This window comes from Pseudovibrio sp. Ad13, assembly GCF_001623225.1.
Classification (GTDB): domain Bacteria; phylum Pseudomonadota; class Alphaproteobacteria; order Rhizobiales; family Stappiaceae; genus Pseudovibrio.
On sequence record NZ_LMCC01000006.1, the window covers coordinates 104,308 to 129,968 of the forward strand.

Sequence of the window (25,661 nt, forward strand, 5' to 3'; positions counted from 1 at the left end):
CTCATTCTGCAAAATATCATTTCGCTCGTGATGTTTTTTGTTGGCTGCTGATGTTTGTAAAGATCAGGCGTATGCCTAGTTTCATTCGTAATGATCAGGAAAGCTTTATATACGGATTCTATAAGTTTTGCCTAACCGACAGTTTGCGTTTATCTATCAGCACTCGCTCTGCGGAAGTGTCAACTTTCAATAATCTCAGGTTTAGGTCCTTGAGTTGTGTTTGGGCCTGCTGGAGCGGTGAACAACACGCGTCTGATGCATAATTTGCGTCCTTCAGCTGCATGAAAGGTTGACTTAGGCGAGTGCATCCGATTTACACCAGACAAACTCCATAAGTGGAAGAGCTTTTAGGTATGCTGGATAAAACATATGAGGCGGCCTCTGTTGAGCCGCGGATTTACGACGCTTGGGAACAGGCAGGGGCCTTTAAGGCAGGTGCGGGCGCAGAAGATGGAGCTGCGACCTACTCAATCGTGATTCCGCCGCCGAATGTGACAGGCTCTCTGCATATGGGCCATGCTCTCAACAACACTTTGCAGGACATTATGGTTCGCTACCAGCGTATGCGTGGTCGCGACGTTTTGTGGCAGCCGGGTATGGACCACGCAGGTATTGCGACACAAATGGTCGTTGAGCGCCAGATGGCTGCTGACGGCGGCAATGTCACGCGTCGTGACCTTGGCCGTGAAGCGTTTATTGAACGTGTGTGGAAATGGAAAGGTGAGTCCGGCGGGATGATCTTTAACCAGCTTAAGCGCCTTGGTGCGTCTTGTGACTGGTCCCGTGAGCGTTTCACCATGGACGAAGGCCTTTCCAAGGCTGTTCTGGAAGTGTTTGTTTCTCTTTACAAAGAGGATCTGATTTACAAGGACAAGCGCCTTGTGAACTGGGATCCTAAACTTCTGACTGCGATTTCTGATCTGGAAGTTGAGCAGAAGGAAATGCAGGGCAACATGTGGCATTTCCGCTATCCGCTGGCGGATGGTGTGACGTACCAGCACCCTGTTGCGTTTGATGAAGACGGCAAGGCGACCGAGTTTGAGACGCGTGATTACATCGTGATTGCGACCACTCGCCCGGAAACCATGCTGGGTGATACGGCTGTTATTGTTCATCCGGATGATGAGCGCTTTAAAGAGCTGCAGGGCAAAGATATTATCCTGCCGCTGGTTGGCCGTCGTATTCCAATCCTTGCTGATGACTATGTTGATCTTGAAACCGGCACAGGCGCGATGAAGGTTACGCCTGCGCACGATTTCAATGACTTTGACATTGGTAAGCGTCATTCCTTGCGTCAGATTTCCATCATGGACCGTGAAGCCAACATTGTTCTGCGTGAAGCAGAAGGCTTTATGGATGGTCTGGAACTGACCGATGAGCTCAACAAAACACTGGAAACACTTGAAGGTGTTGAGCGCTTTGCAGCACGCAAACTGATTGTTTCCATGCTGGAAGAGCGCGGTCTGCTGGATGAGGTTGTTGATCACGTCAACATGGTTCCACATGGCGACCGTGGCGGCGTTCCGATTGAGCCTATGCTGACTGACCAGTGGTATGTTGATGCCAAGACCATGGCACAGCCTGCCATTGCATCCGTCCGTGAAGGTCGCACCAAGTTCGTTCCTGCCAACTGGGACAAGACCTATTACGAGTGGATGGAAAACATCCAGCCGTGGTGTATTTCCCGTCAGTTGTGGTGGGGACACCGTATTCCTGCGTGGTATGGCCCGGAAGGTAAGTTCTTCGTTGAAAAGAGCGAAGAAGAAGCTTTGGCTGCTGCTGCAGAATTTTACGGCAAGCCTGTTAAGCTGATGGAACAGAACGATGCTCTTGCTGCGCATGATGCAGGCGAGGCTGACTTTGTTGCCATGTACCGCGATGAAGACGTTCTGGATACCTGGTTCTCTTCTGCGTTGTGGCCGTTCTCGACTATGGGCTGGCCAGATAAAACCGCTGAGCTCGCACGCTACTACCCAACGTCTGTTCTGGTTACCGGCTTCGACATCATCTTCTTCTGGGTTGCCCGCATGATGATGATGGGCAAGCACTACATGAAGACCGAGCCATTCGACACGGTTTACATTCACGCCCTCGTCCGTGACGAGAAGGGCGCGAAGATGTCCAAGTCCAAGGGCAATGTGATCGATCCGCTGGCGCTGATTGAAGAATACAGTGCAGATGCTCTGCGCTTCACGCTTGCTGCCATGGCGGCACAGGGACGCGATATCAAGCTGGCGACCTCTCGCGTTGCTGGTTATCGCAACTTTACCACCAAGCTCTGGAACGTTTGCCGCTTTGCGGAAATGAACGAGTGTCATGCTGTAGACGGCTTTGACCCTGCGCTTGTTAAGCAAACCGTGAACCGCTGGATCGTGACTGAAACAAGCCGTGCTATTCGCGAAGTTTCTGAGGCGATTGATACATACCGCTTCAACGATGCCGCTGGTGGTGCATACCGCTTTGTGTGGAACACATTCTGTGACTGGTACGTTGAGCTGACCAAGCCGATCTTCTACAGCGATGATGAAGCGGCTAAGGAAGAAGTTCGTGCCACAACAGCCTGGGCTCGTGATGAGATCCTGAAGCTTCTGCACCCGTTCATGCCGTTCATCACGGAAGAGCTTTGGATGCGTACGGTTGAAGATGGCGAGAACAAGCGTGAGAAGCTTCTGGCGCTTTCTGCTTGGCCGACCTCCATTGGTGAAGATGGCGAGGCTGCTGCTGAGATCAACTGGCTGATCGACATGATTGTCCAGATCCGCTCTGTTCGTTCTGAAATGAACGTTCCGGCTGGGGCGAAGGTTCCTGTTGTTCTGTGTGGTGCTTCTGAGCAGACCAAAGCTCGTCTGGAAATCCACGAAGCGGCGATCATGAAGAACGCGCGTGCTGAAACGGTCACTACTGCTGATGAGATCCCACAGGGCTCTGCTCAGATTGTTGTCGGCGAAGCGACCGTTTGCCTGCCGCTTGCTGGTGTTATCGATCTGGATGCTGAAAAGGCTCGTCTTGGCAAGTCTTTGGATAAGATTGTTGGTGAGCTCACCAAGATCTCCAAGAAGCTTGAAAACGAACGTTTCCTTGCAAAAGCTCCGGAAGACGTTGTTGCTGCTGAAAAAGAAAAAGTGGCTGAACTTGCTGAGCGCAAGGAAAAGATGGATGCCGCTCTGGAGCGCCTTGCTGCCCTGGGCTAAAGCTCTTACATCCTTTGAATTTTGCAAAACGCGGCTCTTCGGGGCCGCGTTTTTTGCTTAAGCCTTCTTCTTCCCTCAATACTGCACGAATAGTCTTGCGTTGGCGCCGTGGTCTAGGGTTTGGTCGGCGAGGAGGCCGTAGTAGTTGATGTTGAGTTGGATGTGCTCGGCCAACCGGGATTCAAGGCCGGTTTCGATCAGGGCCACGTTGCGGGCGATTGGGACGCTGGCGACGGTGAAAGGGTTGCCGCTGTCGATGAAGCTTTGGGTGTAGTCGAGCGTATCGGCGGAAGAGTATTGCCAGGCTGCCAAGCCAACAAAGCTTGTGTCCCCATAAAGGTAGTTGGAAAGATCAAACTCGCCGCGTGTTCCCAGCGTCAGAAAGGTGAGGGAGTTGGATTGTCCATCTGCTTTGAGAGCTGCTGCACCGCCGGTTTCGTTGAAGCCGGGGCCGGACAGGTAAGCATAGGCAACCCCTGCGAAAGGCTCCAGATTGCCATAAGCGCTTTCCAACGTATACCCAAGCTCACCAAACACTTGAACAGAACCGGCGAACTGGTCAGATGACAGTGTTTCTTCCGGGAAGAGGCTTACATCGCGATCAGTTGCAATGTTGTACCATGTACCTGCAACACCTCCACGCAGCTTGACCTTGTCAATTGGATTTGCGCTGGCGTAGCCGCCGACACTGTAGCTGTCACTGTCAGATGAGGCGTCGATGGAACTGATGTCGATGGAGGTTCTGCCGAAACCTGCAACCACACCCAGCTGCACCATGTCAAAGTAGGTCGCATCAACACCAACCAGAACGCCGCCGACGCTTCTGCCTGTGGTGCGGGCATTGCCATCGGAGAAGAATTGACCCCAGCTGCCGTAGACCTGTCCCCACATCTCAAAGGGGCCAACTTTGCGGGAAACGGTATCGTCATCCAGGTCTGCAGCGAAGGCGCTGTGGGCCTTGTAAAGGCGGTCATTCACCGCTTGTCTCAGGAAGCGGCTGTCGGCAAGAAGGATTGCACGGGTTGAAGCGTTGATCTCACCAGCGAGGGGATCGAGAAGAGCTTTAATCTGAGCGTTGTTCATGGGAGCGAGCTGTGTGAAGAGATCGCCACTCTCATTAATGGAGTCCAATGTCTGTGTGACTGCATGTTCGTTGCGCGTATTTGCCAGGTCATTGAAGTCATTGGAACTTCGGATGAACTGGATCGCGACATCGTTACCGTCTCCGGGAATACCGTAGAGCACGTTCACATCGAGCATAAACATATCGTGGCTGACTGAACTGAATGTACCAGTCGGTGGCTCTGTCCCCGGAGTGGAGAGATTGTCGATAATGACGAACTCATCGCCGATTTTGACCGGTGTTGGACCCATAACGTTAACGAGATCAAGCGCAACATCATTCAGGTCCACACTACCACCTGCGAGGATCTGGATCTGATCCGCGTTTGCCATTCCAGAAACCGGATCAGAGCCGATTTCCATCTCCAGCGTGCCGCCAGTGCCCGTCGCATCCAGACTGCCGAGCGTAATTGTGCCGAAGGATGCTCCGGGTGCGATGATGCCGCCGTTAAGTGTCACACTGCCGCTGGCTGTACCGTACCCTTCGAGCCGACCATCCGCGTTCACGGTCAGATCACCTGAAAGAGTAGAACTATCCGTTAAGGACGTACCAATCCGCATGGTGCCGCCGTTGATGGTGGAGCTGACCAGCGATTTAGTGCCGTCTGATAGGATAAGCGTACCTGCGCCGTTCTTTAGGAAGGTACCTCCACCGGGAGTGGCATCTCCTGTCCAGGTGAGGGTTGCATCTGCGTTTGCCATGTCGATGGTATTGTCATTGCTATCTACCTGCAGCTTGGTCGTATCGACAGTTTCGCTGCCTGTGCCCAGATAGAAAAGAGTTCCGCCGTTTACGATTACGTTGCCGGACCCGATAGCCGAGGTGGAGAAGCCTTCCAGACCGACTGTGCCTGTGTCGATTTCAATATCTGCTGTGTAGCCTGAGTTGTCGCCAAGCAGGTTGACTTCGCCGGGGCCAGTGAAGACTATCTGATCAGAACCTGTCAAACCGGACATGATGTTGATCTGGCCAACGATGTCAGTCGTTCCAACTACGTTTCCGGCTCCGGAAAATGCCAGCTCATTGATGGTGACCGTGCTGCCGCCGGTGTAGGTCAGGGTTGAGGAGTTCAGCGTGATGCCAACGTTACCATTGCCGATGTTGGTGCCGTCGTTGAAGATCAACTCGGTATCGGTTACGCCAAGATCTCCAGTCCATGAGCTGTTGGTACCAGTAAGGGTAGCAGTTTGACCTCCATCGATAGATAAGTTGCCTGAACCGGAAAGGTTGGAGGAGATTTCCAGATCGACCGTATTGTCATCAATGTCGATTGTGTTGCTTGTGCCACTGGCGATAGCAATCCTTGAGAGATTGACGTCTGTGGTACCCTGATAGAACAGGTTACCATTGCTGAGGATGGTTGTGCCAAGCCCAAGGCGGTCCGGATCGGTAAACTCGATGGAACTGTTTTCCTGAACAATGAGGCCACCAGAGAAACTGTTGTCGCCCTGCAGGTTGACCGTGCCGCCAGACCCAATGGTGAGAGTCCCCGGTGTACTGCCTCCATCTGTGATATCACCAGTCAGTGTCAAGGTGCGTCCGGTTTGCACATCAAGCGTACCATCATCATGCATCTTGAAATCGTTGGCGATGGTCGCATCTGCACCAGAAATATAACTCAAATCACCACCGTAAAAGAGAACTTCACCTGTGCCGATGCTGGCTGCCGCTCCAAACTCCACAGTACCGGCTGCCAGATCCAAACCACCGCTGAAACTGCTGCCCGCGCCACCCAGAACCAGCGTTCCTGCCCCGAGTTTTTTCAGCACCCCAGTACCACTGATGTCATTGCTGGCAGTGAGGGTATCACCAGAGCCCACCGTCACGGATGATGTTCCATCCAGATCAATCAGATTGGCAATCGTCGTGGTTGTTCCGGTGAAATTGAGGTTACCGCTGTCGAGTTCAATCGCGCCTGTGCCCAGATCATCGGAGTCTGCAAAGCCAACTGTGCTGTTTTCCTGAACGATCAGACCGCCTGAGAACGTGTTGGTTCCTCGCAGATTGGCTGTGCCGCCGGAGCCGATGGTGAAGGAGCCCGGTGTGCCATCACCGTCAACGATGTTGCCTGTGATTGTCAGAGTACGCCCGGATTGCAGGTCAAGACTACTATCATCATACAGTTCAATCGTATTTGCGATTGTTGCGGAGGTTCCGGTGAAGTTGAGGTTACCGTTGTCGAGTCCAACTGTGCCAGTGCCCAGATCATTGGAATCTGAGAAACCGACAGTGCTGTTTTCCTGAATGACAAGGCCTGCCGAGAATGTGTTGGTCCCTTGCAGATTGACTGTCCCACCGGAACCGATGGTCAGCGTGCCGGGTGAGCCGCCGCCGTCAACGATGTTGCCGGTGATTGAGAGGGTGCGGCCTGATTGCACGTCAAGGGTACCGTCATTGTGCATTTCAAACGTATTTGAGACGGTTGCATCCGAGCCGGACACGTAGCTCAGATCACCACCGTAATAGATGATGTTTCCGCTACCGATGTTGGCAGCCGCTCCAAACTGCACAGTTCCATCCGCCAGATCCAGCCCACCACTGAAGCTGCTGCCCGCTCCACCAAGAACCAGCGTTCCATCACCAAACTTTTTCAGCCGCCCAGACCCGCTGATATCATTGCTGACGGTGAGCGTGTCACCGGACCCAACTGTCATGGATGATGTGCCGTCCAGATCAATCAGGTTGGTAATCGTTGCAGTGGTTCCGTTAAAGGTGAGGTTGCCGTTGTCGAGCTCAACAGTGCCACTGCCAAGATCGTCAGAGTCAGAGAAGCCAACTGTGCTGTTTTCGTGAACGACCAGACCGGCTGAGAATGTGTTGGTGCCTTGCAGGTCAACTGTGCCGCCGGAGCCGATGGTCAGTTTGCCGGGTGAACCGCCGCCATCAACGATGTCACCTGTAATCGTCAAAGTACGACCTGATTGCACGTCAAGATTGCCGTTATTATGCATCTCAAACGTGTTCGATATGGTTGCATCCGAGCCAGAAATATAGCTCAGATCACCACCGTAATAAATGATGTTTCCGCTGCCGATGTTGGCAGCTGCTCCAAACTCTACGGTGCCGTCTGCCAGATCCAGCCCACCACTGAAGTTGCTACCCGCTCCATCAAGAACGAGCGTTCCGTTGCCCAGTTTCTTTAAGCGACCAGACCCGCTGATATCATTGCTGACAGTGAGGGTGTCGTTCGTGCCAACCTCAATTGAGGAGGTTCCATCCAGATCGATGAGGTTGTTGATTGTTGCTGAAGAGCCGGTAAATGTGAGGTGGCCGCTGTTCAGTTCAATCGCGCTGTTGCCCAGATTGGACGCGTTTGAAAACTGAACTTCTGTGCCATTAATGTCCGTTCCGCCGGTCCAGGAATTGTTGCCCGACAGAATGGTTACGCCATTGCCTTCAAACCTGACTTTGCCGTTGCCAAACATATCCCCTGCAAGGGTGAGGTTGCCTGACGAGGTTGCAAAGGTTGCATCGTTTGTAGCGCCCACATTGGTGACTTCAATGTCGCCTTCTACGGTTAGGCTGCTATTTGAAACAAAAGTGCCGCCGATAAAGTCCAGCTGTGCATTTCCAACCGCATTGGTGCTTGTGAACGAGACGGTTGCACCTTCATCAAAGAACATTTTTCCTGAAAACTGGCTGTTGTTTCCAATCAGGCGAGTGGAGCCATTTTCAAAAAGGACTTCGCCAGCACCCGACGTGACTGAAGTTAGATCTGCGACAAGATGATCGCCTCCCGTGCTCGTGGTGTTGATCACAATTTTTGAGCCGTTCAGCATGTAAAGGTCGTCGACTTCCAGGAAACCGGTGGCAAGAGCACCAGCGCCTTCCTGTCCACCTATATTGATGGTGCCTTTACCTTCTAAAACCATGTCAGATGTGGGAGCAAAAATTTGGCCGTTATTGTAAAGGTTTATGGTGCCCTCGTTGACGCCGTTTGCAACCTCTATGAACGCGAACGATCCTGATTGGAAAACCACAGCACTATCAAAAACATTCAATGTGCCGTTCGCGTTCACAACGCCAATCTCTACAAGTTGCCCGATGGGGACTGTGGTTCCAGCGAATACATTCAATGTTCCATCAGAGCCGTTTTGGCCAATGCGTAAACCATTTGAGCCATTGATTGTGAAGGGAGGGTTGTTAATAGTACCGGTAATAACCGTCTGTGCATCTGCCCGTTCCACCTGAAGGCTGAACAGACAGGCAAACGCGAGGCCTGCAAGTGCAGTTGTTCCCAGAAGACGCTCACTATACCACATTTCAACCCTCACACATTTGCCAGTTACAGCAGTTCTGAGACAGTTGTTCAGTCGAGCACAGCCGTTACCGAAGGTTGCGCAGAGCAAAACGCAGCTTCAGTGTGAGTAATCACATTAGTAATCCGTTAAGATTTCTTCGCGCTACACAATTATGCTGTATTCTACTGAGGAGCTATGAAGTGATACGCAATACTCTTCTCATGAGCTATAGATTAACTGAATCGAATATAGTCATTAATAGAGTTTTTATTTGTTAAATTAGATTTAATTGTGAACTCAATATAGGATTGGTCAAAAATACATATGAGAAGATCAATAGAGTTTCAGAAGTATTCTTCCTGCTAGCTTTCAGAACTTAAATTCTGCTGGTACGGGCAAATCGATAACTGCACTCTCAATTGTCATTTCATCGAGCACGCTCAGGAAGGCGCTGGATGCTCTTTGCATCAATGGTTTGAGGCGACAAGAGGGGAGGAAGCAGCATTGGATTTCTCCACATTCGCTCTGTCGCAGGCACTCGACCACGGCAAAATCATTCTCTACCGCGCGAACAACATCTCCAACGCTGATGTCTTGTGCGAGACGGCCCAGTTTAAACCCTCCACCACGACCACGCATGGTCTCCAGAATACCGGCACGGGAGAGTTGGTTGACGAGTTTCATTACATGGCCTCGAGAGAAACCTTGCTGCAGAACGACCTGATCGATGCGCTGAAGAATGTCTGGTTGCATGGCGCATTGCATAACGAGCCGCAAAGCAAAATCGCTTGCCTGATTTAAACGCATAGTGATGCTCCAAAGATATATCGTGCGTATATCATAAAATCAGAGAGTGCTGAACACCGAAAGCGATGTGGTGCTGTGTATATTTTAAGTGTATGAAATAACACATTATTTATCGCCAGCTCAGCTCTTTCTAAGAAAAGATGCAAATAATATATGTCTTTTGTTATGTGCGATGATAAAGATATATATAAAATAGATATTATGAGTCGGAAAGTTGTCACGATAGAGGGCAGGGGCGGTTTCACCAGTGTTTGGCATCGAATTAAGCTGTCAATTTCTTCCCCGTAAAGAACACTGATTGCTCTGATGTGCCACCGCCTGCTCTGAAACTTTTAAACTACGGAGATCTGTTATGTTGCCCGCCATTGTCTTGATCGCAGAAGGATTGGTTGCTCTCTGGTTCCTACTGTTTTTGACGATGATCACAAGCATCTACCTGGATGGCAGAGGATATGGCTCCGGCGTGAAACCCAAGGCAGAGCTAGCTTTCTTCAAACACATTCGTATCTTCGTAACACTCGGCATATCAGTCGCCTGCGTTGTGACACTGGCAGAAGCATTTGAATTGATCTGACAGAAATCGGAAGAGCCCCATGAAAATCTACGAGTACCTCCCCGCCATCTTCATCTGGGCCATAGTCCCAGCCCCCCTCTGGATCTGGCTTGGCCTGATCTGGTTTGTTTGAGAGGGGTGAGAGGAGCTCCCTCTTCACCTCAAAGTCCGATCTATGAATGTCCTTCTCACCCGGTTTGTAGGTGAAGAGATCGCCGGAGAGGGAAGCTTTGGATAGGCAGGCGCTGGTGATGTAGAGGGTGTCCAGCTTCTTGCTATCGAAGGTGGCACGGTTGAGCGTGGAGCTGGCAAGTCAATGACGCGGATTAACGCGCCGTCCGGCAGATGGTGGTTGATGCGCTAGCTGTCTTAGGTGGCAACCTGGACAACGCTGAGATGATGAAGCTCCTAAGTAGACGGTTGAGGGGAGTATTAGCGGTTAAGGAATTGATATCTATGGATCAACCTCATCCGCACATTGCACAGGCGGTCGGTGTTGCCGCACATCCACCGCGAGCTGTACAGCGCAAGTCAGAGTTCATCTGTTTGCCTACTTTTTGTGTGCTGATGACCATCTCATCAAATGGCAAAACAGCGTCAAAACCAGAAAGGCTAGCAACCGCAGACGATTGCGCATGCGCGATCCCAGCGATATTGCGCGCATGACAGGGAATTTCCACTTCCCCACCAACTGGGTCGCAAACCAAACCAAGCGTATTCATCAGACAAAGTGATGCCGCATTAAAGGCTTGTTGTGCTGTTCCTCCAAACAGATGGACCAATCCAGCTGAGACCATCGCGGCTGACGCACCAGTCTCCACTGAGCATCCTCCCGTTTCAGCGGCAAAACTTCCGTGTTCAGCAAAAACAGCTCCCACAAGTGCTGTGACTTGAAGGGCGTCGATAATCCTTTCACGATCAACACCTTGTTGTTTCAAGGAATATAGCGTGCCTGGTACGATGCCAGAACTTCCAGCTGTTGGAGCAGCAACAACCACTCCCCGATTTGCGTTTGCATCCATAACTGCAAGAGAAGCGCTAAGCGCATCCTGCAAGAATGGTGAGCCGATAATCTCCACGGGATTTGCTGCACCAACCTGCTTTGCGCTCGGTTTCAGGAACTTCATAGTGGATGATTGATTGGTAAGCGCTAGGCCTGCCTTAACTGCGTCCATCATCACATCATAGCGGTCTGCAAAGGCTTTTCGTGTTTGGGGTTCAGTCAAGCCTAACCGTTTGGCTTCCAGGGACAAAGCAAGATCTGCAAGACCGTGTCCTCTGCTGGTTTGTTGGACCAAAGCCTTTGGGCTGGCAAAAAGAGGGGCCTCGTCGTGGACAGAGAATTGGACAGGTGTGCAGGACCTGACCTTCCAGCTCTGTTCTATCATGTCTTTCAACTCTGGTTGTTGAGGTGATAGTGGCGAACTGGATTTGATCTCAATAAGTTGGTAGCTATTCTTTGAACCTGCACAGACACGAGCTTGTACCTTTGCATTTGAGGGAAGCTGCTGAAGAGATGAATTGTCTCCACATTCCAGCAGAAGTATAAAATCGCTCCCAGTCGCATCAATTGCGAAAGAGTTAAAGCTATCGAGCTTGAACATCCCGCCGCCTATTGAAAGGCCTTTGAAGTGATCTTCCCGAAGTGCGCCTTCGCTGTCTTCAACCGTGACTGCAATTTCCACTCGGTTTGGATGATCGTTGGTGTCTAAATTTCTAATGTTGATCTCTAGCGTAAATGGCTTGCCGTTCATCAGATCAGATAGAGCTTGTCGATACTTAGGTGAGGTGACCTCTTCTCCCATCAAGCCTGCAGCAAAGCCTTCGTCACTGCCTTGGTTGGTATAAACTTGGGCAAATGAGCCCTCTGGATCGAACGCAATTTCAACATTCACAATTTTATCGCCATCACAAAGGGAAAGTTGACGGACAGTCTTCCCTATGAAGTATGGCGCTGCAGAGTGAGAGCTCGAGGGTCCTCTCATCACCGGACCAATTATGGAATTGAGAAGGCTGATAGTGCTCATGCAAATTTCTCCGCGAAAATCAATGTGATATTTTACACGGATTGTTGCTGCATTGAAGGGCAGAACTGATGCTTTCCTTACCTCGCGAAAAGCATCTTTGTGTGTGATGAGGAGAGCTCAGAGGAGCAATCTAAGCGCCTTCGTTTACCTTCAAATTTATACGATAAGAAAAACTTATTGATATGAGTAGAAGATGCAATTTCACTTAATGCGTTTAGCGATCTATATTCAGTCTAGAATTTGCTGGATGCATCGTTTCGTCTCACCGCTTAAGGTAAACGCTACGTCAAAACCAGCAAGAGCCAAATTAGATAGTGGAGACAGCAATGCACGGTAACGATGTCAAGACAGCCGGTGTTTGTCCGGTGGTACATGGCGCGAACACATCGATGGATAAGCCGGTTACCCGATGGTGGCCTGATGCTTTGAATCTCGACATCCTCCATCAACATGGTGCGCGTACCAACCCGATGGACCCAGGCTTCAACTATCATGATGCTGTTAAATCACTCGATTTTGAAGCGGTGAAGGCAGACGTTCATGCGCTCATGACCGACAGTCAGGACTGGTGGCCAGCGGATTGGGGTCATTATGGTGGCCTGATGATCCGCCTTTCGTGGCACACAGCTGGCTCTTATCGTCTTGCAGATGGTCGCGGTGGCGGCGGTTCCGGCAACATTCGCTTTGCTCCGCTTAACTCCTGGCCTGATAACGCAAGCCTTGATAAAGCGCGCCGTTTGCTTTGGCCTATCAAGAAAAAGTACGGCAACGCTCTCTCCTGGGCTGATCTGATTATTCTCGCAGGCACTATCGCCTATGACTCCATGGGTCTGAAAACCTTTGGTTTCGGGTTTGGCCGTGAGGATATCTGGGGTCCGGAGATCGACACCTATTGGGGATCTGAGAAAGAATGGCTTGCGCGCAGTGAAGAGCGCTATGACGATCTGGATGACCCTTCAACGCTCGAAAACCCGCTTGCAGCAACCCACATGGGCTTGATCTACGTGAACCCCGAAGGCGTGAATGGCGTTCCCGGTCCGCAAAAAACAGCTGATCAGATCCGCGAAACCTTTGCTCGTATGGCAATGAATGACGAGGAAACTGCTGCGCTGACTTGTGGTGGTCACACCGTTGGTAAAACCCATGGACGCGGTGCCGTCGATAACATCGGCGTCGCACCGGAAGCCGCTGGTCTTGAAGAGCAGGGCTTTGGCTGGTCTAACCCCGGACAGGATGGCAAGGCAACGAATGCCTTTACTTCTGGTATCGAAGGTGCGTGGACCACACACCCAACCACATTCGATATGGGTTTCTTTGATATGCTGTTCGGCCATGAATGGGAGCAGGTAAAATCTCCTGCCGGCGCATGGCAATGGGAACCTGTTTCCATCAAGGAAGAAGACAAGCCTGTTGACCCAACGGATCCGTCTGTTCGTCACAATCCGATCATGACGGATGCGGACATGGCGATGAAGGTTGACCCGATCTACAACGAGTACTGTCAGAAATTCATCGCAGATCCTGAGTACTTCAGAGATACGTTTGCGCGTGCATGGTTCAAGCTGACACACCGCGACATGGGACCGAGAGCCAATTATCTTGGCCCGGATGTGCCGAAAGAAGACCTTATCTGGCAGGATCCTGTTCCAGCAGGCAACACCAACTATGATGTTACTGCGGTGAAAGCAAAAATTGCGGCAAGTGGTTTGAGCAATGAAGACCTGATCAAAACCGCTTGGGACAGCGCACGTACCTATCGCGGTTCTGATATGCGCGGTGGTGCCAACGGTGCTCGTATCCGCCTCGCTCCTCAAAAGGATTGGGTTGGCAATGAGCCAGACCGGCTTGCCAAAGTTCTGGCTGTGCTTGAACCAATCGCAGCGCAGGCAGGAGCCTCAGTCGCAGATGTGATCGTGCTGGCAGGAAATGTTGGTGTGGAAAATGCCATCAAGGCAGCTGGTTTCAACGTGGAAGTTCCATTCGCTTCTGGTCGCGGTGATGCAACAGATGCGATGACAGACGCGACATCCTTCTCTGTTTTGGAGCCTATTTCTGATGGCTTCCGTAATTGGCAGAAGCAAGAGTACGCTGTTAGCCCGGAAGAGATGATGCTGGATCGTGCTCAGCTCCTCCGCCTCACTGGCTGGGAAATGACTGCACTTGTTGGTGGCCTGCGCGTTCTTGGTGCCAATTATGGCGGATCAAAGCACGGTGTCTTCACGGACCGCGAAGGTCAGCTGACAACGGACTTCTTCGTCAACCTGACCGATATGGACAACAGCTGGCATCCACTCAAAGATGGCACCTATGAAATCCGTGACCGCAAATCTGGCAAGCCTAAGTGGACTGCAACCAGTGCAGACCTTGTGTTTGGCTCCAACTCAATCCTGCGCGCTTATGCTGAAGTGTATGCTCAGGATGACAACCACGAAAAGTTCGTCCGCGATTTCGTGGCAACATGGACCAAGGTCATGAACGCCGACCGCTTCGACCTGACAGCCTAATAAATGCGACGAGCCTGGGCAGGAAACTGCCCGGGCTTTTTATTGCAACTCCCTACAGGTGCTCTCCAGACGCTGGCTATATCCAGTTGCGCTTCTGTGTTTTTCCGGTTAAGAACCGCTTGACCTCGGGGTGCGCGTATTTGTCGTGCTGAGATGCTTTAGTGGCGAACCCGTTGAACCTGAACCGGCTAGAACCGGCGGAGGGAAGGGTACCGGTTTCATCCATCCTTGCCCTCTCGCCGCAATGGAGGATGACTTGAAACATCTGTTAATTGCTGCGGGATTACTCACTGCAACATCAGCGATGGCTGCTGAGAAGCCTCAACTGACAGTTTACACATACGACAGCTTCGTTTCTGACTGGGGCCCAGGCCCAAAAGTGGAAGAAGCGTTTGAGGCTGTATGCGAGTGTGACCTGAAACTTGTTGGCGTCGAAGATGGCGCAGCACTGCTTTCCCGCATTCGTCTTGAAGGTAAAAACTCAGATGCCGATGTGGTGCTGGGTCTGGACACCAATCTGGTAGAGACTGCCAAGAAAACTGGCCTGTTTGCACCACACACTGTTGAAGCCCAATACACACTGCCAGTGGAGTGGGCTGACGAAACCTTTGTGCCGTACGATTGGGGCTACTTTGCCTTCGTACACAAGGCTGGCGAAACCGTACCAACCAACTTCCGCGAGCTTGCAAAGAGTGATGCCAAGATCCTTATTCAGGATCCACGCTCCTCTACGCCCGGCCTCGGGCTGCTGCTTTGGGTGAAAGCGGCTTACGGAGACGAAGCTGCTGATGTGTGGGCGGATCTTTCCGATAACATCGTGACGGTTACAAAAGGTTGGTCTGAAGCCTACGGTCTTTTCCTTGATGGGGAAGCGGAGATGGTGCTCAGTTACACCACGTCTCCGGCTTACCACCTGATTGCCGAGGAAGATAACAGCAAGACCACTGCCGCGTTTGAAGAAGGCCATTACATGCAGGTTGAAGTAGCGGCAAAGCTTGCCGGGACTGATCAGCCAGAGTTGGCAGACAAGTTCCTGAACTTCATGGTTTCAGATGCTTTCCAGACAATCATTCCAACGACCAACTGGATGTATCCTGCTGTGACACCTGAAGGTGGTTTGCCTGCTGGCTTTGACACACTGCAGGTGCCTGAAAAAGCTTTGTTCTTTAAGCCTGACGAAGCTGCTACTGCAAGAAGTGAGGCTCTGCCGGAATGGCTAGAAGCGCTCAGCCAGTAAGTTCGCTTCCCGGTGTTGCCGCGGCATTGCTTGTCGCGGCACTCATACTTGGCACGTTGGCCGCGGTTGCTCTGCGAGCCGAAGCGGGTCACGGCTTTTCCTCTTCCGATTGGGCCGCTCTCAAGTTTACGCTCACGCAGGCCGTGCTTTCTGCTGTGATCAGTGTTGCGCTGGCTGTGCCGGTTGCGCGCGCCCTGGCGCGACGGCGGTTTCCGGGCCGCAGTTTGCTTATTGCCCTGCTTGGTGCGCCCTTCATTCTTCCAGTTATTGTCGCCATTCTTGGGTTACTGCAGGTGTTTGGCCGTGCGGGCTGGATATCTGATGTGCTTGTCTATTTCGGTGCTTCACCCATTCGCATTTATGGCCTCCACGGTGTTGTGCTGGCTCATGTTTTCTTCAACCTTCCGCTGGCAACCCGATTGATCTTGCAGGGGTGGCAAGAGGTTCCCTCAGAGCGCTTTCGCCTTGCGGCGCAGCTTGGGTGTGATGGAAAAGCCCTGTTTCGGCTGATAGAACTCCCCATGCTCGCGCGCATTCTACCCGGTGCACTGGCTGTGATCTTTGCGATCTGCCTGACAAGCTTTGCTGTTGCTCTGACACTTGGTGGCGGGCCGCGGGCGACAACTATTGAGCTGGCGATCTATCAGGCTTTTACTTACGATTTTGATCTTGGCCGCGCCGCGCTGCTTTCTGCATTGCAACTCATGCTCACTGCTGCTGCAGCTTTCGCAGCACTGAAGCTTTCACGTGGTGAAGGGTTTGGCGCAGGACTGGACCGAGCGATCCAGCGCTGGGATGGTGGTGCACCTGTCGCAGACATCCTCTGGATTTCACTTGCAACGCTGTTTTTGCTTTTGCCGCTCAGTGCCGTTGTTCTGTCAGGGTTTAGCGGTCTGTTTCTGGTGCCGTTTATTGTGTTGAAGGCGGCACTCGTTTCTGTTGCTGTCGCCTTAGCCAGCACAGTGATCTTGTTGCTGCTCGCGTTGCCTATGGCAGCCGCAATCGCCGTTCGCCGGCATAGTGTGGTTGAACTTGCTGGAATTTTGGGATTAGCGGCATCCCCGCTGGTGATTGGAACGGGTTTGTTTATCATTATACGTCCATGGGCAAACCCGTCAGACCTTGCTCTTCCTGTGACAGCACTCGTCAATGCGGCGATGGCATTGCCGTTTGCCCTTCGCATTCTTGTCCCTGCTGCGCGAGATACGGTTTCACGTCATGGACGGTTGGCCTTGTCTCTAAATATGGAAGGCTGGGTGTTCTTCTCACGTGTCCTCATTCCACGTATGCGGCCACAGATCGGGTTTGCTGCGGGGCTTGCAGCGGCACTTTCCATGGGAGACCTTGGCGTGATTGCCCTGTTTGCAGATCCGGAAATTGCAACGCTGCCTTTACAGATTTACCGCTTGATGGGGGCATACAAAATGCAGGCAGCAGCCGGCGGAGCTCTTTTACTGCTTGTGCTTTCAATGGCACTGTTCTGGATTTTAGACCGGGGAGGTCGCTGGCATGCTGAAGCTTAGCTCTTGTCTCATTGCAAATGGCCGTTTCCAATTGCAGGCCAACTTGCACGTTGAAGCTGGCAGCAGCGTTGCCGTCATTGGCCCATCTGGCGCAGGAAAATCAACCTTGCTTGAGGCTATTGCCGGGTTCCGTGAATTATCGCAAGGACGCATTTTTTGGAAGAAACAAGAGCTCACCAAGCAGGCTCCGGGAAAACGCCCAATCGCCATGCTGTTTCAAGATGGCAATCTGTTTCCGCACTTAACTGCGGCCCAAAACGCAGCCCTCGGTTTGCGGCCTGACGGAAAGCTCTCAAAACCTGAGCAAGAACAAGTTGACGCGGCCCTTGTGCGGGTCGGTCTGGCGGGGATGGGAGCACGCAAACCAGCTGAACTGTCTGGTGGTCAACAAAGCCGTGTCGCGCTTGCCCGTGTATTGGTTCAGCACCGTGATCTGCTGTTACTCGATGAACCCTTCGCTGCCCTTGGTCCAGCGCTTAAAGCCGAGATGCTGGACCTGGTCGCAGACCTCGTTGCAGAAACAGGCACGACGCTTCTCATGGTCAGTCATGACCCACAAGATGCCCGTCGCATCACGAACAAAGCAATCCTCGTCGCCGACGGATCAGCGCACCCACCTGCTGAAACCCAACAACTGCTCAACAACCCACCGCAAGCATTGCGGGAGTATTTGGGGTAGGGGAGCTTACGCCATTCCCTCAACGATCATGATATCCGCCAGAGCTGCGGTTTTGCGGTGGGTTTTGGCTTCTTGGTATTCTGGGGAGTGGTAGCAGGCCAGGGCTTGTTGCATGGTGTCGAATTCGATGACGACGTTACGGGGATGTGTTGTGCCTTCCAGGTGTTCGGTTTTTCCGCCGCGGGCCAGGAAGCGGGCGCCGTATTTTTGGAAGGCGGCTGGAGCGGCCTGGGTGTAGTTTGTGTAGGCGTCAGCGTCCGTGACTGTGACGTGGGCAATCCAGTAGGCTTTAGGCATTATTTTTCGCTTTTGCTTAGCTCTGCAGTCAGAAGGGTTTTGGCAATATTTGCAGCTTCCGTCAGATGTAACTGAATGGCAGCTGCAGCTGCCTGGGGGTCGTTCGTTTCGATTGCGGAGTAGATTTTTTCGATCCGCTTGTAACCTGCATCATGGCGGTCACGAGTACCCAAAGTCATTGCGCGCAGACGGCTGATACGACCATTGAGTCGCTGTACCACTTCCCATGCAACGTTCTGGCCGCTGATATCAAAAATGCACTGATAGAATAATGTTGTTGCTTCAAACAGGTCGTTTGTTTCGCCGCTGCTGTAGGCCAATTTGAGCTGAGCGAGCGCTTTACCAAGTTTTTTCTTATCCCCATCTTTGGCCAGTTCAGCGCATTTTTGTGCGGCACTGGTCTCCAAAAGCATGCGGATTTCGTAGATCTGCTGCGCGTTTTCCCAATCCAGTTTGGCAACGATCGGGCCTTTGTTTGGCAGAATTTCAACAAGGCCTTCTGCTTCAAGATACCTGATTGTTTCCCTTACAACTGAACGGCTTACGCCAAGTTGGTCGCAGAGTGGCCGCTCGACCAAACGGTCTCCTGACTGGAAGTGCCCGGCAATGATAGCGGCTCTCATTTTCTCAAGAGCCATATCGCGAAGCGTCATGGTGGGACGCTCAATTTTCAAAGGATTATTTGCAGTAGAGATCATGGCAGCAATCTAGCTTGCGTTGACTTCATTCGCAAGAAGGTATTGACATTCGGTATTATGGTATACCATCTTATCACCATTGAATTTGACAGTGGAATGAACGGAAGACCAATGCCAGCAGAGATACGCAAGACACTTCTTCACGTGGAAGACACGCTGATTGAAGGTGGCAAAAAAGCAGAGACCCCATTGCGGATGATTGCGGCCGTTGCTGTGATCAAGAACCCATGGGCTGGGCAGGGCTTTGTTGAAGATCTGCGTCCGGGCATCCATGATGTTGCGCCAGATGTTGGCAGTTTGCTGACGGATATGATCATCAACTTTGCAGGTTCTGGTGAAGCGGTTGAGGGTTACGGTAAAGCAGCTGTTGTTGGTGTGAACGGTGAAGTTGAGCATGCCTCTGCGCTCATTCACACACTGCAATTTGGTAATTTTTACCGTGAAGCTGTTGGCGCCAAAACCTATCTGGCGTTCTGCAACACCCGCGCTGGTGCAAACGCTCCGATCATGATTCCGCTGATGGACAAGAATGATGGTGGTCGCCGTTCACACTATCTCACCATTCAGCTTGCTATTCCCGATGCTCCGGGCCCAGATGAAATCGTCATCGCACTGGGAGCTTCACTCTCAGGACGCCCGCACCACCGGATTGGTGATCGCTATCAGGACCTTAAGGAGCTGGGACATGACGTTGACAACCCTGCAGCTGTCACATCCTAAGGGCACTGTTTGCTACCGTGAGGTTGGCGAAGGTGAGCCGCTTGTGCTGGTCCACGGGGTTGGCATGCAGGATGCTTCCTGGGAGCCGCAAATCGAGCACTTTGCGAAAACGCATCGTGTTATCGCGGTAAACATGCCGGGGCATGGAGGAAGCACTGCGCTTCCTCAAGGCTCTCAGCTGGAAGACTATGTGGCGTGGCTGCATGCAGCGATCTCAGCACTTGGGTTTGATCAGGTGAATCTTGCCGGTCACTCCATGGGCGCACTGATCAGCGGTGGTTACGCAGCAACGTACCCGGAACGCGTAAAACGCGTTGCTTTGTTGAACGGTGTTTACCGCAGATCTCCAGAGGCTCGCAGTGCTGTGGAGGCGCGGGCAAAGGAAATTGCAGAGGGTCACATCAACATCGACGGACCTTTAAGCCGTTGGTTTAGTGAGAGCATTGCGGATCAGCAGGCGAAAGAAAAAGTCGGCAACTGGCTCCGGGAGGTTGATCCGGTTGGCTATGCGGTCACTTACAACGCATTTGCACATGGGGACGCGACCTATGCTGACAAATGGGAGGAGATCAGATGCCCGGCGCTTTTGCTGACGGGTGATGGTGATCCGAACTCCACCAAGGAAATGGCGGTGGATATGGCCAAGGCAGCGCAGGACGGCATGGTCTGCATCATTGAAGGCCATCGTCATATGGTCAATCTGACAGCACCGGAACAAGTCAACGCCGCAATGGCAAGCTGGTTAAAACAGCCAATAAGAACAAACGGATAGAAAGGGAGATCTACCCGATGACAGCGATGGACCCACGTACATTGAGGAATGCATTTGGTACATTCCTTACCGGTGTTACGGTTGTGACAGCCCATGGGCAGGATGGTGAGCCGCTCGGCTTTACAGCAAATTCCTTTTCAAGCGTTTCTCTCGACCCACCATTGTTGCTGGTATGTCTTGCGAAAAGCTCCAGCAATTATGATGCGTTGACTGAGGCATCCGGTTTCGCCGTTAATATTCTGGCAGAAACCCAAAAGGATGTGTCCAACACCTTTGCAAGCCGTGTCGAAGACCGTTTTGCGACGGTTGACTGGAAAGTCGGCCCGAATGGCGCTCCGGTCCTTTCTGATGTAGCTGCATGGTTTGATTGCTCAATGCACAATGTGGTGGACGCGGGTGACCATGCAATTCTGATCGGTGAAGTAAAGGCTTTTGAGACCGGTGTTGCCAACGGTCTGGGTTACGCGCGCGGTGCATATTTTACTGCCACTCAAGAAGTCAGTTCCATTCAGGTAGATAGCGAAACCGTTGTGAGCGCTCTCCTGGAACGAGACAAAAAAGTGCTGTTTTTTGAAGATGATGCAGGCCAACTGCGGTTGCCAACGCGCAATGTCAGCAAAGGCACACCAACCAAAGAACTTACAGCATTACTGGAAGAGGTCGGTGTCCCGTCTTCTGTCGGCTTCATTTACTCCGTCTATGAAGATGAAGAGGCGAATGCCCAGCATCTGGCTTTCCATTGCTCAGCCGGTGAAGGGGCCAGCCAGTCTGGAAACTTCTTCGCGCTGACAGATGATGTGCTGGCGCGCGTGCAGGATGCTGCCACACAGAAAATGCTGGGCCGGTTTGCGAAGGAGACGCAGAAGGGCAATTTCGGCATCTATTTTGGAAATCATGAAAACGGCGAAGTGCGCAAAATCGCACTGGGAGAGTAAGCCATGAAATTTTCACTTTTCATCCATCTTGAGCGCATTTCCGCTGATGAAAGCCAGCAAAAACTCTATGATGAGTTTCTGCAGCTCTGTGAGATTGCAGACAAAGGTGGCATGCATGCGATCTGGACTGGTGAACACCATGGCATGAACTTCACCATTGCGCCGAACCCTTTCATCAACCTTGTAGATCTGGCACGGCGGACCGAAAATGTACGTCTTGGAACAGGAACCGTCATTGCGCCTTTCTGGCATCCAATCAAGCTGGCTGGCGAAGCAGCTATGGCGGATATCATTATGGATGGCCGTCTTGAGCTGGGTATTGCTCGTGGTGCCTACAGTTTTGAATATGAGCGCATGATCCCGGGTCTTGACGCGTGGGAAGCGGGCCAGCGCATGCGTGAGCTGGTGCCTGCCGTCAAGAAGCTTTGGGATGGTGATTATGCTCACAAAGGTGAGTATTGGCAGTTCCCGAAAACGACGTCTGCACCACAACCAATGCAGGATCCGCACCCGCCTGTCTGGGTTGCTGCACGTGATCCAAACTCCCATGATTTTGCGGTGGCGAACGGCTGTAATGTTCAGGTAACGCCGCTCTGGAACGGGGATGATGAAGTTGAAAGCCTCATGGAGCGCTTCAACGATGCTTGTGAGAAAAGCCCGTCCGTTCCACGCCCGAAAATTATGTTGCTGCGCCACACCTATGTTGGTGGTGATGAAGCGGATGTTCAGCAAGGCGCTGAAGAGATCAACCGTTTCTACAACTACTTTGGTGCATGGTTCAAAAATGAACGCCCAATCAATCAGGGTCTTATTGAGCCACTCAGCGACGAAGATATTGCGAACCATCCATTCTACAGCGCAGAGCAGATGCGCACCAACAATGTGATCGGTACGTCTGAAAAAGTCATCGAGCGCCTGAAGCACTACGAAGACCTTGGTTACGATGAATACTCATTCTGGATTGATAGCGGCATGACGTTTGAGCGCAAGAAATCGTCTCTTGAACGCTTCATCAACGAAGTGATGCCTGCTTTCCAAAAGGATGCATGATGAAACGCTTCCAGCACTATATCGATGGTCGATTTGAAGATGGCTCAGCACAATTTCAAAGTCTGGACCCGGCAACGGGTCAACCTTGGGCAGAAATGCCCGAGGCGCGGACTGAGGATGTAAACCGTGCTGTTGCTGCAGCTGAGCGGGCTTTCTTTGATCCTGCCTGGAGCAATCTGACCGCCACACAGCGTGGCAAGTTGCTTTACAAACTGGCAGATCTGGTTGAGGCGAATGCGCCAAAGCTGGCACAGTTGGAAACGCAGGACACCGGGAAAATCATCCGCGAAACATCTGCCCAGGTGGCGTATGTGGCGGATTACTATCGGTATTATGCTGGCTTGGCAGATAAGATTGAAGGGGCGCATCTTCCAATCGACAAGCAGGACATGGAAGTATGGTTGCGCCGCGAGCCAGTTGGCGTGGTGGCTGCCATTGTTCCATGGAACAATCAGCTGTTCCTGTCTGCCGTTAAGATCGGCCCTGCATTGGCTGCCGGCTGTACTTTGATTGTGAAAGCGTCTGAAGAAGGACCGTCACCGCTGTTGGAGTTTGCCAAGCTGATTGAAGAAGCTGGCTTCCCGAAAGGTGTGGTCAACATCATCACCGGATTTGGTGCTGAATGTGGACAGGTGCTGACATCGCATCCATCAGTGGCTCACGTTGCCTTTACTGGTGGACCGGAAACGGCAAAGCACATCGTGCGCAATTCCGCGGAAAACCTTGCCAGTACGTCGCTTGAGCTGGGCGGTAAGTCTCCATTTATCGTGTTTGAAGATGCAGATATCGACAGCGCCGTAAATGCGCAGATATCCGGCATTTTTGCAGCAACAGGCCAAAGCTGTGTTGCAGGTTCTCGTCTGATCATCGCAAAGAGCATCAAGGATGAGTTTCTTACCCGTTTGAAGGCCAAAGCTGAAGCCGTCGTCATCGGGCATCCGAAGGATATGGCAACAGAGGTCGGCCCGTTGTGCAGCCAGCGCCAGCGCGACCACATCAATGCAGTTATCAAATCTTCTGTTGAGGCTGGTGCCACGGTCCTGACAGGCGGCGTGGATTGCGACCGTGATGGTTTCTACTTCCCGCCAACCATTCTGGATTGCTCCGATGTGCCAAATGCTCCTTGTGTGACAACCGAGCTGTTTGGCCCAGTCCTTTCTGTTCTTACCTTTGAGACAGAGGCTGAAGCCCTGCAGATGGCGAACGACACAAAATTTGGCCTGGCTTCCGGCATCTTCACACAAAGCCTGACGCGGGCACACCGCATGATAAAGGGCATTCGCTCCGGCATCGTGTGGGTGAACACCTACCGCGCAGTTTCCCCTGTTGCTCCGTTTGGTGGACAGGGACTTTCCGGCCATGGCCGCGAAGGCGGACTGCAGGCAGCTTTGGACTACACAACAGTCAAAACAGTTTGGTTGCGCACCTCTGATGATCCGATCCCGGATCCATTCGTTATGCGCTGAGAACAGGGAGAACCCCATCCGTAGCTCCTGTTCAGAAGGGGCTGGAGATAAGCCGGCGGTGAAACCCGGCACGGACACAATGTCCGATTAATTTAGCCTGGGAGGGAACTATGGCTATCGAAAAAGAGCACATTCAGAAAGATCTGAATGTTGCCGAAACGGGGCTCTTTAAGGGCCTGCACAACGGAATGTCTATCGCAGCCAAGGCTATGGTTGCGGCATTTGTTGTGTTCACGATTTTGAATGTTGATTATGCCGGTGAGCTGTACGGGGCGGTACGCAGCTGGGTCGAAACAGCGCTGAGCTGGTACTACATCTCCTCAGTCATGATCATCTTCTTCATTTGCATTGGCTTGATGGTCAGCCGGTTTGGCTCCATCCGTCTGGGCGATGATGATGCACGTCCGGAATTCAGCAACTTTGCATGGTTTGCAATGCTGTTTTCCGCAAGTGTATCCATCGGCATCATGTTCTTTGGTGTTGCTGAGCCGTTGTTCTACTTCGACAATTCCGCGGGCTGGGGTTATCCAAACAACCCGTTTGCGGATATGGCTGGCCACAATGAGATGAACATGGACCGTGCCGTTGATGCGGTTCGCGTGACCAACTTCCACTGGGGTCTGCATGGCTGGGCGATTTACACCATCACCGGACTTTGCCTTGCGTACTTCTCATTCCGCAAAAAGCTGCCACTGACGTTCCGTAGTGCTCTTTACCCGATCCTCGGCGAGCGCATCTACGGTCCGGCAGGTCATGCGGTTGATCTGCTTGCCGTATTTGGCACCGTGTTCGGCATCGCGACATCCATGGGGCTTGGCGTAAACCAGATGGCACAGGGCCTGAACGTGCTGTTCGGCGTTGATCCGGGCACGCTTACTCAGATCGCTTTGGTTATCGGTATTTCCATTGTGGCGACACTGTCTGCGGTCTCTGGCATTGGCAAGGGTATTCGTATTCTTTCCGAGTGGAACATCGCTCTAACACTGTTGCTGATCCTGTTCTTTGTTGTGGCAGGTCCATCTCAATGGCTCGCAAGCTTCTTCCTCACATCCGTTGGCGATTACATGTCCAACTTCCTGTCCATGGGCTTCTGGACCGCAAGTGAACCGGGCGATGTGAAATGGCAGGGCGGCTGGACCATGTTCTATTGGGGCTGGTGGCTGTCCTGGGCACCATTCGTGGGCATGTTCATCGCACGCATCAGCCGTGGTCGTACCATTCGTGAGTTCATGTTCGGCGCCATGCTGGTACCAACTGTGATGGCTTTCCTCTGGATTACCATTTTCGGCGGCAATGCACTGTTCATCGAAATGAATGCACCGGGCGGTGTTGGTACCGCAGGTCTGATTGATACCGTCAACAGCTGGAACCTTGGTGGCGCGCTCTATGGCACCATTGAGCAGATGACCTCTAATGGGACTATCAGCTGGCTGATTGCTGCACTCACCACCTTCTTGCTGGCGACATGGTTTATCACGTCATCCGACTCCGGCACTTTGGTGATCACAACAATCCTGTCTATGGGGAATGCACACCCACCTAAACAGCACCGTGTGATTTGGGGTGTTGCTCAGGGTGTTGTTGCTGCGGCGCTCTTGCTTGCTGGTGGATTATCCGCATTGCAAACTGCTGCCATTGCAGCTGCCTTGCCGATCAGTGCTCTTGTGGTTCTCATGTCATGGGGAATTGTGAAATCGCTCATGCAAGATTCAAGTGCAGTGAGAGACCCTCATGAGGAAGTCGCTCCTGACGGAACGGCTCTGGATCGCGAACTGCGGGCGTAATCCGATTTAACGGAAAATGAACGGAATGGGGGCCACATCTGGTCCCCATTCTTT

At 52.2% G+C, this 25,661-nt stretch carries 17 protein-coding genes and 1 riboswitch; of the genes, 12 read left to right on the forward strand and 5 right to left on the reverse strand.

Features of this window, described 5'->3' with window-relative positions:
* The first annotated feature begins 353 nt into the window (after window positions 1-353).
* Window positions 354-3,191 carry a valine--tRNA ligase gene (locus PsAD13_RS09850; RefSeq protein ID WP_063318026.1) on the forward strand — a complete coding sequence of 946 codons (2,838 nt, stop codon included), beginning with the start codon at window positions 354-356 and terminating at the stop codon, window positions 3,189-3,191.
* 75 nt (window positions 3,192-3,266) lie between these two features.
* On the opposite strand, the gene PsAD13_RS09855 is transcribed toward PsAD13_RS09850, so the two are convergent.
* Both PsAD13_RS09855 and PsAD13_RS27280 read right to left on the reverse strand, forming a co-directional pair.
* Window positions 3,267-8,576 carry an autotransporter domain-containing protein gene (locus PsAD13_RS09855; protein ID WP_063318027.1) on the reverse strand — a complete coding sequence of 1,770 codons (5,310 nt, stop codon included), beginning with the start codon at window positions 8,574-8,576 and terminating at the stop codon, window positions 3,267-3,269.
* 348 nt (window positions 8,577-8,924) lie between these two features.
* Window positions 8,925-9,362, reverse strand: coding sequence for an Rrf2 family transcriptional regulator (locus tag PsAD13_RS27280; RefSeq protein WP_084404690.1), 438 nt, complete (start codon window positions 9,360-9,362; stop codon window positions 8,925-8,927).
* Between the two features lie 352 nt (window positions 9,363-9,714).
* Between PsAD13_RS27280 and PsAD13_RS09865 the strand changes: the two genes are divergently transcribed.
* Window positions 9,715-9,936, forward strand: a complete 222-nt coding sequence (locus PsAD13_RS09865; RefSeq protein ID WP_063318029.1) for a hypothetical protein — start codon at window positions 9,715-9,717, stop codon at window positions 9,934-9,936.
* Between the two features lie 446 nt (window positions 9,937-10,382).
* Here the strand turns inward: PsAD13_RS09865 and PsAD13_RS09870 are convergent, their stop codons facing one another.
* Entirely contained in the window at window positions 10,383-11,942 is a 1,560-nt protein-coding gene (locus PsAD13_RS09870) for an L-serine ammonia-lyase, iron-sulfur-dependent, subunit alpha (RefSeq protein ID WP_063318030.1), read from the reverse strand.
* Between the two features lie 326 nt (window positions 11,943-12,268).
* On the opposite strand from PsAD13_RS09870, the gene katG reads away from it, so the two are divergent.
* The 4 genes from katG (at window position 12,269) to PsAD13_RS09890 (ending at window position 17,885) form a co-directional block, all read left to right on the forward strand.
* Window positions 12,269-14,446 carry a catalase/peroxidase HPI gene (gene katG, locus PsAD13_RS09875; protein ID WP_063318031.1) on the forward strand — a complete coding sequence of 726 codons (2,178 nt, stop codon included), beginning with the start codon at window positions 12,269-12,271 and terminating at the stop codon, window positions 14,444-14,446.
* 116 nt (window positions 14,447-14,562) lie between these two features.
* Window positions 14,563-14,669: riboswitch (TPP riboswitch) on the forward strand.
* 33 nt (window positions 14,670-14,702) lie between these two features.
* Window positions 14,703-15,683, forward strand: coding sequence for a thiamine ABC transporter substrate binding subunit (thiB, locus tag PsAD13_RS09880; RefSeq protein ID WP_063318172.1), 981 nt, complete (start codon window positions 14,703-14,705; stop codon window positions 15,681-15,683).
* A complete protein-coding gene (locus tag PsAD13_RS09885) occupies window positions 15,659-17,206 on the forward strand; it encodes a thiamine/thiamine pyrophosphate ABC transporter permease ThiP (RefSeq protein WP_193777038.1) in 1,548 nt (515 codons plus the stop codon). The genes thiB and PsAD13_RS09885 overlap by 25 nt, the downstream gene beginning before the upstream one ends.
* Window positions 17,193-17,885 (forward strand): ATP-binding cassette domain-containing protein, encoded by a 693-nt coding sequence (locus PsAD13_RS09890; protein WP_063318173.1) that lies wholly within the window; start codon window positions 17,193-17,195, stop codon window positions 17,883-17,885. Before PsAD13_RS09885 ends, PsAD13_RS09890 begins: the two co-directional genes overlap by 14 nt.
* A 6-nt stretch (window positions 17,886-17,891) precedes the next feature.
* On the opposite strand, the gene PsAD13_RS09895 is transcribed toward PsAD13_RS09890, so the two are convergent.
* Together PsAD13_RS09895 and PsAD13_RS09900 are read right to left on the reverse strand one after the other, a co-directional pair.
* Window positions 17,892-18,182, reverse strand: a complete 291-nt coding sequence (locus tag PsAD13_RS09895) for a DUF1330 domain-containing protein (protein WP_063318033.1) — start codon at window positions 18,180-18,182, stop codon at window positions 17,892-17,894.
* The gene (locus PsAD13_RS09900; RefSeq protein ID WP_244275135.1) at window positions 18,182-18,835 is read right to left on the reverse strand and encodes a GntR family transcriptional regulator; all 654 of its coding nucleotides are present in this window, start codon (window positions 18,833-18,835) and stop codon (window positions 18,182-18,184) included. The genes PsAD13_RS09895 and PsAD13_RS09900 overlap by 1 nt, the downstream gene beginning before the upstream one ends.
* 156 nt (window positions 18,836-18,991) lie before the next feature.
* Between PsAD13_RS09900 and PsAD13_RS09905 the strand changes: the two genes are divergently transcribed.
* From PsAD13_RS09905 to PsAD13_RS09930, 6 genes are all read left to right on the forward strand, one after another.
* On the forward strand, window positions 18,992-19,600 hold the full coding sequence (locus PsAD13_RS09905) for an amino acid synthesis family protein (RefSeq protein WP_057464621.1): 609 nt from the start codon (window positions 18,992-18,994) through the stop codon (window positions 19,598-19,600).
* Window positions 19,566-20,372, forward strand: coding sequence for an alpha/beta hydrolase (locus PsAD13_RS09910; RefSeq protein WP_063318034.1), 807 nt, complete (start codon window positions 19,566-19,568; stop codon window positions 20,370-20,372). The genes PsAD13_RS09905 and PsAD13_RS09910 overlap by 35 nt, the downstream gene beginning before the upstream one ends.
* A 17-nt stretch (window positions 20,373-20,389) precedes the next feature.
* Window positions 20,390-21,307, forward strand: a complete 918-nt coding sequence (locus PsAD13_RS09915; protein ID WP_063318035.1) for a flavin reductase family protein — start codon at window positions 20,390-20,392, stop codon at window positions 21,305-21,307.
* 3 nt (window positions 21,308-21,310) lie between these two features.
* Window positions 21,311-22,357: an LLM class flavin-dependent oxidoreductase gene (locus PsAD13_RS09920; protein WP_063318036.1), complete on the forward strand. Its 1,047-nt coding sequence runs from the start codon at window positions 21,311-21,313 to the stop codon at window positions 22,355-22,357.
* Entirely contained in the window at window positions 22,357-23,823 is a 1,467-nt protein-coding gene (locus PsAD13_RS09925; RefSeq protein ID WP_063318174.1) for an aldehyde dehydrogenase, read from the forward strand. Before PsAD13_RS09920 ends, PsAD13_RS09925 begins: the two co-directional genes overlap by 1 nt.
* 110 nt (window positions 23,824-23,933) lie before the next feature.
* On the forward strand, window positions 23,934-25,607 hold the full coding sequence (locus PsAD13_RS09930; protein ID WP_063287751.1) for a BCCT family transporter: 1,674 nt from the start codon (window positions 23,934-23,936) through the stop codon (window positions 25,605-25,607).
* Window positions 25,608-25,661: the final 54 nt, after the last annotated feature.